The organism is Streptomyces sp. SID14478 (assembly GCF_010548525.1).
Lineage (GTDB): Bacteria > Actinomycetota > Actinomycetes > Streptomycetales > Streptomycetaceae > Streptomyces.
Genome location: NZ_JAAGMG010000532.1, coordinates 1 through 1,508, shown reverse-complemented (window position 1 = coordinate 1,508; position 1,508 = coordinate 1). Strand labels below are relative to the sequence as shown.

Annotated in this window: 1 protein-coding gene and 1 pseudogene; one reads left to right on the top strand and one right to left on the bottom strand. The window is 74.6% G+C overall.

Annotation, left to right across the window (positions count from 1 at the left end; genetic code table 11):
* A pseudogene (locus G3I40_RS17500) lies at window positions 1–302 on the bottom strand (bifunctional 3'-5' exonuclease/DNA polymerase); the annotation flags it as partial.
* Between the two features lie 123 nt (window positions 303–425).
* Between G3I40_RS17500 and bla the strand changes: the two are divergent.
* Window positions 426–1,325 carry a class A beta-lactamase gene (gene bla / locus G3I40_RS17495; protein ID WP_164303084.1) on the top strand — a complete coding sequence of 300 codons (900 nt, stop codon included), beginning with the start codon at window positions 426–428 and terminating at the stop codon, window positions 1,323–1,325.
* Window positions 1,326–1,508 lie beyond the last annotated feature (183 nt).

The window sequence follows — 1,508 nt, the reverse complement described above, 5'->3', positions numbered from 1 at the left end:
AGTCTGGCGAGGGCGGCTGCGGCCGAGCGGGGTTCGCCGTGCCGCCCCTCGTGCGCGAGGAGGAGGTTTTCGGCCGCCTCGATGTCGTAGCACCGCTCGACGCGGACCCCGGCGGCGAGCAGCCGCGGGTACACCGCGTGCGTCTCGCGCCAGACCCAGCGGACCACGTCGGGCCGGGCGCGGACGGCGTCCACCAGGTCCTTCTCCCGCACGACCGGCCCGGCGGGCAGCCCGTCGGGCCCGAGCGGCACGAGGTCGGCGCCGCCGGATTCGGTGGGGGCCAGCGCCCAGCGATCGGTCACATGGCCGAGTCTCACACCCGGCACTGACATCGACGCTGTTTCCCCGGCCGCCCCCGGCCACGTATACGTAGAGGCACGAAGCAGACATACGAAACGGCCGTAACGGGACAGGACGGATTCACCTTGCACCTCAGTCGCCGCACCCTGCTCACCACCGGTACCGCCTTCGGCGTCGCCGCGCTCACGACGGTGACCGTCGGCGGCACGAGCCGCGCCGCCGACGGCACCGCCCGGCGCTTCGCGGCGCTGGAACGCCGGCACGGTGCCCGCCTCGGGGTGTTCGCGCAGAACATCCGCACCGGCGCCGTGGCCGCCCACCGCGCCGACGAACGCTTCCCGATGTGCTCCGCCTTCAAGACGCTCGCGGTCGCCGCGGTGCTGCGCGACCTCGACCGCGACGGCAGGTTCCTGGACCGCCGCATCCGCTACACGCAGGCCGACGTCGACCGGGCCGGCGGCGCGCCCGTCACCGGCAAGGCCGACAACCTCGCCCACGGCATGACCGTGGCCGAGCTGTGCGGCGCCGCGATCTCCTACAGCGACAACACCGCCGCCAACCTGCTGTTGCACGAGCTCGGCGGTCCCGCGGCCGTGACTCGGTTCGCGCGTTCGGCCGGGGACCGGGTGACCCGGCTCGACCGCATCGAGCCCGAGCTGAACTCGGCCGAGCCGGGCCGCTCCACCGACACCACCTCGCCGCACGCGATCGGCGCCACGTACGCGCGGCTCGTCCTCGGCGACGTGCTCGACCCCGAGGACCGGGTCCGTCTGTCGGGCTGGATGTTCGCGAACACCACGAGCGGGAAGCGGTTCCGCGCCGGGCTGCCCGACGGCTGGGTCCTCGCCGACAAGACCGGCACCGGCTCGTACGGCACCGCCAACGACGTCGGCATCGCCTGGACCGCGCCGGGCGGGGACCCCGTCGTCCTCTCCGTGCTCACCACCAAGCCCGACCAGGACGCCGAGCCCGACGACCAACTCGTCGCACGAGCGGCCGAGTTGATCGCTGGCGTCGTCGCCTGACGTCCGGCGGGGCGGCGGGGCGGCGTCTCCGCGTACGTGCCTCGGGCGCCGGCGCCCCGTGATCGGCCGGCCCGGCGCGCCGGAAGCGCCGCTGACCAGCAGTATGGAAGGTCCCCCCGGGGGACCCCTGGGCGGTGCTGAGATCATCGTCGGGCACGGGCACGGGCACGGGCACGGGCACGG